Here is a 7,607-nt window from a genome sequence, read left to right on the forward strand (position 1 = left end):
CGAGCGTCTCGTCGGTGTCGCTATCCCAACGGGCGGGAAGCGTGCCCCAGAACTCAGGCTGAGTCACTCGGTTCGGGGCAGGCTCGAACGTCGCCTGATCGCGCATCATCTGTTTCTCCGCTGTAGCCTTGAGTGCGACGTTGTTTGTTCGGTTGTTTGCTTGATGAGTTAGCGCTTGAACTTAGCGCTTGAACGAGACGACTTTCTCGCCGTGCGTACTCACGCTCGCTTCATCCGGCGTACTCGCATAATCGTCGAGCCGGCCGATGTACCATTCGCAGAATTTCTCCACGAGGCCTTCCGTGAATGGCGAATACGGACCCGGTTCATACGCGCTGCTCGTCACGCCGAGTTGCGAGAATTCCACCAGCGCACGGTCCTGGTCGTTCGTGGCACGCCAGACGGCGGTCAGGTTGTCGACGTTGTAGTCAATGCCTTCTTTCGCGTCCTTGTGCACGAGCCATTTTGTGCGCACAAGCGTCTCGCCGGCCGACAGCGGGATCACCGAGAAGCTCACAATATGATCGCTCATGAAGTGGTGCCACGAATTCGGTTGCGTCCAGAACGAGAGGCCGCCGAGATCGGCTTGTTGAAAGCCGCCGAGCAATTTCTTCGACGCCACCTTGGCGTCCATCGTCTGCGACTCGCCACTGCGGTCAAGCGGCAAACGTTGGGTGCGGAAACCGCTCACAAGGTCAGCCAGCCGGTCGATTTCCTTCGACGGCAGGTTCATCGCTTCCCATTGCTTGGTGCGTTCTTCAACGGTCTTGTCGAAGGCCGCCATGGCTTCTTCGTTGTCTGCGGAACGCTGATAGCCGAAGCCATATTCGTAGAGAGAGATGGTCAGTTCAGGATGGTTCGCCACGCAGTGATAGCACTCGCGATTGTTCTCCATCGTGAGCTTCCAGTTGCCCTTTTCGATGATGTCGATGGCGGCGGCCACCTTGCAATCGGCCAGACCGTGCGGCAGCAAATACGGTTCCATTGAAGCGCGCAATACAGCGAAATCCGCCGGCGGCGTTTCGGCGAGACAAACAAAAATCAGTCCCGCGAGGTTCTCAAGGTGGACCTTCTTGAGGCTGTGCTTGCACTTGTCGAACTGCTCGCCCATGTGTTCGGCGAACATCAGGTCGCCGTTCAGGTTGTAGGTCCAGCTGTGATACGGGCACACGATATTGCCTAGCGAACCCTTCTCCGAGCTGCACAGGCGCGCACCGCGGTGCCGGCAAACGTTATGGAACGCGCGGATCTGCATGTCGTCGTCGCGCACAATCAGGATGGAATCGTTGCCGAGTTCCACCGTCATGTAGTCGCCCGCTTCCGGCACGTCCGGCTCGACCGCGACCTGGATCCAGTGCCGCCGGAAGATTGCATCCATGTCGAGCGCGTGGACTTCCTCGCTCGCGTAGAACGGCGCTTCCAGCGTGTGCCCCTTCTTGCGGCGTTCGATCATTGCGCGAACGTCTGCGGAAACTTTCATCGTGTACTCCGTGTTTTGGTGCCCCGACCGACCTTGAACGTGCGGGAATTTTCGTGTCGCTAATCAGTAATCGACGAGTTGATGCTCGCGCAAATACGCCAGGATCACTTGTGCTTTTTCGACGGAAGTCCCTTCAATTACGACGCTGCCGCCCCGGCTTTCCGTGGTCGTGGCCGAGAGCATGCGCGCGTGCCCCGAACGCTTTTCAGCCGCCGCCAGCCGCACGGGTTTTGCGGTCGCGGGCTTGATCGTCCAGGCGTTGCTTTTTGCCGGGTTGGCGGCGCTCACCAGCACCGGCTCGATCGTGCCTTCGCGCAGCTTTGCATAGGCGTATCGCGGCGTGGTGTTGGCCATGGGATGCACCGCGACCAAGGCGGGCAAGCTTGCCTGCACGCGACGACGCAACCCTTTCGGCAGGAATTGCCGAACGGTGATGTGCGCCTCTGTAATGTCGGCTTCAATGTCGATATCCACTGCTGATGCGAGCAGCGTAAATCCCAATGCATCCGCGAGCTGGTACGGCAGCATGCCGCTGTCTTCGGTCCCTTCCGCGCGCGTGCCAGTCAAAACAAGGTCGTAACCCTTTAAGCGTGCGGTCAGCGCCGGGGCAATGTCATCGCACGCGGCTACGGCCAGCACTTCCACTTTTGCAGCGCCTAACGCGAGATATTCTCGCAATGCGGGATTGGTTGAATCGCCTGCGTGCAGCACGTCGAGCGTAGCTTGGTGTTGGGCCGCGAGCCTCGTTGCCAGGGTCAGCGCGGCGGCGTCGTTGCGGCTGTAGCGTGCTGTTCCGCTCACCGGATGACGGCCCACTGACACGAGCACTGCGATCCTGCTCAGGCGGTTCGTGGTCGGCGTCTTGCTCACGCTAGTCAATTGAATGCTCCCCGAGCGTGCTTGAAGAGATTCATGCGAGTGCTCCTTCCAGCTTTGCTGCACTCGCGGCGCTGCTTCCGGACGTTGCTAGTGAGCCGGGGTTAGCACGCGCATTTCGCGCAGCCGCTGCGGCATCGGTCAGCGCGGCGATCGTTTCCTGCGCGTCGCCGATGATCGTCAGGTTCGCGCGTTTCGCGATGGGTGCGCTCGCGTCCAGGTTCACCGCGATCACGTGACGGCAATCCTTGATGCCCTGCAAGTGTTGCACTGCGCCGGAGATACCAAACGCAATGTAGATGCTGGCATCGACCGTCTTGCCCGTTGCCCCGATCTGTTTGTCGCGGGGGAACTTGCCATCGTCTACCGCGACCCGGCTTGCGCCGATTGCAGCGCCTACCGTGCTGGCAAGCCGCTCAAATGCCGCAACATCAATCACGCCATTCCCCGCCGACACAATGAAATCCGCTTCTTCCAACGCCATCTGTGCGGCATCGATTTCTTCGATGCCCAGGTCCTTGTAGGGGCTCGCGTCGTTCGTATGGCTTTCAGCAAAAAACTGCTCAGCTGCTACACGTTCTCCCGCGCCAACAAACGGCAATCTTGCATCGACGGCATTCGGGGCCAGCAGGATCACATCGGGCAGCGAACGCACGGCAAACGCCTTGCGCGCGTGGGTATAAACCGCGACGTGCGTAGCGTCCAATTCAACCACATGCGCCGCCATCGATGCCTTCGCCCGGGCGGCGTATCGGCGGCCTAGATCGCCGTCGCCGATTGCGTTGTCGGGGAGGAAAACATGCTGAGGCGAGTACGCCGCAACACACGCGGCGAGCGCGTTTAAAGCGGCATCGGGTGCGAATGCGCGACGATCGAATGACGCCATCTCGATCACCTTGTCCGCGCCGAGCGCAGCCGCGTCGTCTTTCAATTCGCCCAGCACAAGCAATACGACTTGCGTTGTCGCGTCCGCGAGTAACGCCGCGGCAGCAAGCGTCTGGCGCGCGTGGTCATCGAGGGAACCGCGGTCACTGTGTGCAGCCACGAGCAATGAAAGTTGCGCGGCCGAAGTCGTACGGCGCGGCTTCGCCTGTTCACGATGCCCGCCCAGCGCAGAAAGATTGCTGTCCCCCGCCACGCCGACAAAACCCAGCGTAATGCGCTTGAGCCCTTCTGCCGTGATGGAAAACGGCCGGCGTGGATCAATTCGTTTGATGGTGTCCATTGCTTACTCCAGCGCCGCTGCAACCAGTTCCGCCACGTCCAGCACTTCCGGCCGAATACCTACTACGCCTTCCAGCATCGCCGTGCAGTTCGGGCATCCGACCGCGACAATCTCCGCGTTGATCGCACGGGCGTCATTGATACGAATGTCGGGAATACGCTGCTTGCCGGGGATGTCCGTGAGCGGCGCTCCGCCGCCACCGCCGCAGCATCGGCCACGCATGCCGTTGCGTTCCATCTCGACCACCTTGATACCGATCGATTTAAGCAACTTGCGCGGCGCTTCCGTCTCGCCGTTGTATCGGCCGAGATAGCACGGGTCGTGATACGTGACGGTCTTGCCCGCGGCGAGCACGCTTTCAGCGGCCGGCGTGAGCTTGCCACTGGCGACCAGCTCAGCAATCAACGACGTGTGATGCTGCACTTCATACAGGCCGCCCAGCGCGCGATACTCATTGCGCAGGCTATGCATCACGTGCGGATCGGCGGTGACGATCTTCTTGAACGAATACGTCGAAAGGGTCGCGATAAGTTGCGTCGCCAGTTGCTGGAATGTGGCTTCATCGCCGAGACGACGCGCCGTATCGCCGGTATCCGTTTCCACGCCCCCAAGCGCTGCGTAGTCGACACCAGCCTTGTTCAACACTTTGACGAGCGCGCGCAGGGAGCGTTGGTAGCGCATGTCAAACGCACCTTCACCTGCAATGAGCAGCACATCGACCGGACGTCCCGGCTGCGCGACCTGCACTTGCAGATCCACGGCCCAGTCATAACGCGCGCCGATATCGAAGCCATTCGCGCTACCCGTCTCGCGTAAGTTCGCGAGCGTTTCAGGGCCCTTGCCCGGCACAATGCCTTCGACCAGCGTCTGGTTGCGCCGCATGTCCACGATAGCGTCCACATGCTCGATCAGCATCGGGCACTCCTGAACGCATGCGCGGCACGTGGTGCAGGACCAGATGGTATCCGCTTCGATCATCGTGGAAATAAGCGGCTTCGACGGTGCGCCCGAATGCTTGCCGAGCGGGATGCCAGGCGTCGGGCTGCCGGCATACGCGGCGTCCGACCCACCGACCATGCCAGTCACCAGATCCTGGATCAGCTTCTTCGGGTTCAGCGGCTGACCCGCTGCGAACGCGGGACACGCCGCTTCGCACTTGCCGCATTGGACGCAGGCATCGAAGCTCAGTAGTTGATTCCAGCGAAACTCTACAGGCTTGCCAACGCCATATTCCTTTGCATCGAGTACGGGCATCTTGAGCGCGGTCGGCGGGACGACGTCATGTTCGTGGCTGCGTCCAGTGAAGCGCTCCTGGCGTGGATGAAACGCGAGATGCAACAAGCCTGCCATCGCGTGTTTCATCGGACCGCCGCGGGCCGCGCCGAACGTCATCGTGAATGCCCCCGCTGCAATCAGCAACGCGACGATGATCGCCAATGCACCGGACATCGCTGCGGCGGGCAACACGATGAACAGCATGAGACCGAGCGCGAACGAACCGAGTAACAATGGCAGGCTGTCCCACGGACCACGCGACAAACGCGCCGGCACTGCCTTCGCTCCATGCCGACGACGCCACACAAACACCGCGCCAACCAGCATCACGAGCGCCGCGAGCAAAATCAGCTTGTCGAGCCACGGCGAATAGATAGCCAGACCGTAGTTGAGGAACACAAGCGCCATCGCGGCAATCGCGCCACCGGCTGTTGCCACGTGCGTCTTCGCAATATACGGATCGCGTGCCACCACATGATGCAGATCGACGAAATAGCGCTTCGGAATCGACAGCAAATTGCCCCAGCCATACGCACCCGCTGCCGTCGCGCGGCCTTCACGCCAATACGCAGCGCGCTTGAACAGTGCAAATGCCAGACCCGCCACCGACAACCACAACAACGCGGTAATGACAAACACCGGGCTCATTATCAGAAGTCCTTGACGAGGCGCAGCGCGTCGTAGATCGCGCCGTGAATGTTGTGCATGGAGATGCAGTCGCCTACGCGGAACAGCAGGAAACGGCCGTTGCCCAGTTCTTCACTCAGGGACGGTTGCGGTTCGGAAGCGAAGAGCTTGTGCACATCGATCTGACCGCGATTCAACGACTCCGGCTTGAGCTTCCAATAGAGTTCATCATTTGGCACGATGCCGTTTTCGATCACGACCTGATCGACCGCGCGCTCTTCCTGCTCCTCCGTGTACTCATTGCGGATCACGGCGATCTTCTTGCCGTCTTCCTCATACACTTTGTCGAGCCAGTAGTTCGGTGTGGAGATCACACCTTGCGCATACAGGCGTCGATAGAAAATCGGGAAGGTCGTGCCGCCCACGTCGTCAGAGACCTTCACGTCCGGCGTGACGATCTCGACGTTGCCACCGCGGCTCGCGATGAAATCGGCCACCCCTGCACCCGCTTGCATGCTGACGCCGTCATACACCAATACGTTCTTGCCCGGCTCGACCTTGCCCGAGAGGATGTCCCATGAACTCACCGCCAGACCTTCTTCAACGCCCCAAGCCGGCACTTGCTGCGTGAACGATAAACCGCCCGTTGCCAGCACGATAATGTCCGGCTTCTCCGCCATGATCATCTTTTCATCGGCGGCGACACCGAGGCGGCGATCCACGCCAAGGCGCTTCGTTTCCATGTCGAACCAGCGCACGATGCCCGCCATCTGCTCGCGCTGCGGCGCCTTGGCCGCCAGCATGATCTGGCCACCCACGTATTCGTTCTTCTCGAACAATACGACGTCATGGCCCCGCGATTTCGCGACACGCGCCGCTTCAAGGCCGGCAGGACCCGCCCCAACAACCACGACCTTGCGCTTCGGCCCACGTGATTTTTCGATCACGTGCGGCATGGTCTCTTCGCGTGACGTGGCTGCGTTCTGCACGCACAGCACGTCGAGGCCGTTGTACTGCCGGTCGATACAATAATTCGCGCCCACGCACTGCTTGATCTCGTCTTCGCGGCCATCGCGGATCTTGATGACCATGTGCGGATCGGCGATCTGCGCACGCGTCATGCCGACCAGATCGATCATGCCGGACTCCAGCAAGCGCTCCGCTTGCCCTGCATCGCGAATACTTTGCGCGTGCATCACCGGCAGCTTCACCACTGACTTGATACCAGCCGCGAGATGCACGAACGGCTCGGGCGGCAACGCCATGGGCGGCATGCAGTTCGCGAGCGTATTGTGCGTGTCCGCGCCAGAACCAATCACGCCGATGTAGTCGATCAAACCCGACTCCGACATCGACTGCGCGATCTCTTTCAACTGCGTGTGATCGAGACCGTCTTCGTGAAATTCATCGCCACACATGCGCAGGCCGACGCAGAAATCCGGACCGACCGCTTCACGCACGGCCTTGAGCACTTCATTGCCAAAACGAAGGCGGTTTTCGAGTGAACCGCCCCATTCATCGGTACGAAAATTCGTACGCGGACTCCAGAACTGATCGATCAAATGTTGATGCGCCGCCGAGATTTCGACGCCATCCATGCCGGCGTCTTTTATGCGCTTCGCAGCCGCGGCGAAGTCGGTAATGATTCGCTTGATCTCTTCCACTTCAATGATCTTCGCGTTGCCGCGATGCACCGGTTCACGCACGCCCGACGGCGACATCAAGTGCGGCCAGTGCTCGCCGTGATACGCGGTACGACGTCCCATGTGGGTCGCCTGGATCATGATTTTCGCGCCGTGCTTGTGCATGGCTTCGGCCAGACGCGCGAGCGGATCAATGATCTTGTCGGTCGAAAGGTTGACCGATTTCCACCATCCTTGCGGACTATCGATAGACACCGGGCTCGAGCCGCCGCATACGGCCAATCCCACACCGCCCTTCGCCTTTTCCTCGTAATAACGGATATACCGATCTCCGGGCAAACCACCCGGCTCCGCATAGACCTCCGCGTGCGCGGTGCTGACAATGCGATTGCGCAAGGTCAGTTTATTCAGCGTAAGAGGCTTGAAAAGGTTGGGGTAACGCATCGCGGTCGACCTCGGAATTATCTATTTACTATGCTGC

At 60.3% G+C, this 7,607-nt stretch carries 5 protein-coding genes; all 5 read right to left on the reverse strand.

The features are described from left to right. Positions 1–181: 181 nt before the first annotated feature. The gene (locus JWR14_RS06445; protein ID WP_299703295.1) at positions 182–1,480 is read right to left on the reverse strand and encodes an aromatic ring-hydroxylating dioxygenase subunit alpha; all 1,299 of its coding nucleotides are present in this window, start codon (positions 1,478–1,480) and stop codon (positions 182–184) included. Positions 1,481–1,543: 63 nt separating this feature from the next. Next, entirely contained in the window at positions 1,544–2,350 is an 807-nt protein-coding gene (locus JWR14_RS06450; protein WP_299703308.1) for an electron transfer flavoprotein subunit beta/FixA family protein, read from the reverse strand. Between the two features lie 40 nt (positions 2,351–2,390). Then, positions 2,391–3,581 carry an electron transfer flavoprotein subunit alpha/FixB family protein gene (locus JWR14_RS06455; RefSeq protein WP_299703298.1) on the reverse strand — a complete coding sequence of 397 codons (1,191 nt, stop codon included), beginning with the start codon at positions 3,579–3,581 and terminating at the stop codon, positions 2,391–2,393. A gap of 3 nt (positions 3,582–3,584) precedes the next feature. Beyond that, positions 3,585–5,504: a (Fe-S)-binding protein gene (locus JWR14_RS06460; protein WP_299703302.1), complete on the reverse strand. Its 1,920-nt coding sequence runs from the start codon at positions 5,502–5,504 to the stop codon at positions 3,585–3,587. A 2-nt stretch (positions 5,505–5,506) separates the two neighbouring features. Next, on the reverse strand, positions 5,507–7,570 hold the full coding sequence (locus JWR14_RS06465) for an NADH:flavin oxidoreductase (protein ID WP_299703305.1): 2,064 nt from the start codon (positions 7,568–7,570) through the stop codon (positions 5,507–5,509). Positions 7,571–7,607 lie beyond the last annotated feature (37 nt).

The sequence above is a fragment of the Caballeronia sp. genome (assembly GCF_028292365.1).
Classification (GTDB): domain Bacteria; phylum Pseudomonadota; class Gammaproteobacteria; order Burkholderiales; family Burkholderiaceae; genus Caballeronia.

Bases quoted from the DNA above. Each gene is read 5' to 3' on its own strand.
- JWR14_RS06445 (WP_299703295.1), bottom strand. From the start codon at position 1,480: ATGAAAGTTTCCGCAGACGTTCGCGCAATGATCGAACGCCGCAAGAAG.
- JWR14_RS06455 (WP_299703298.1), bottom strand. From the start codon at position 3,581: ATGGACACCATCAAACGAATTGATCCACGCCGGCCGTTTTCCATCACG.
- JWR14_RS06460 (WP_299703302.1), bottom strand. From the start codon at position 5,504: ATGAGCCCGGTGTTTGTCATTACCGCGTTGTTGTGGTTGTCGGTGGCG.
- JWR14_RS06465 (WP_299703305.1), bottom strand. From the start codon at position 7,570: ATGCGTTACCCCAACCTTTTCAAGCCTCTTACGCTGAATAAACTGACC.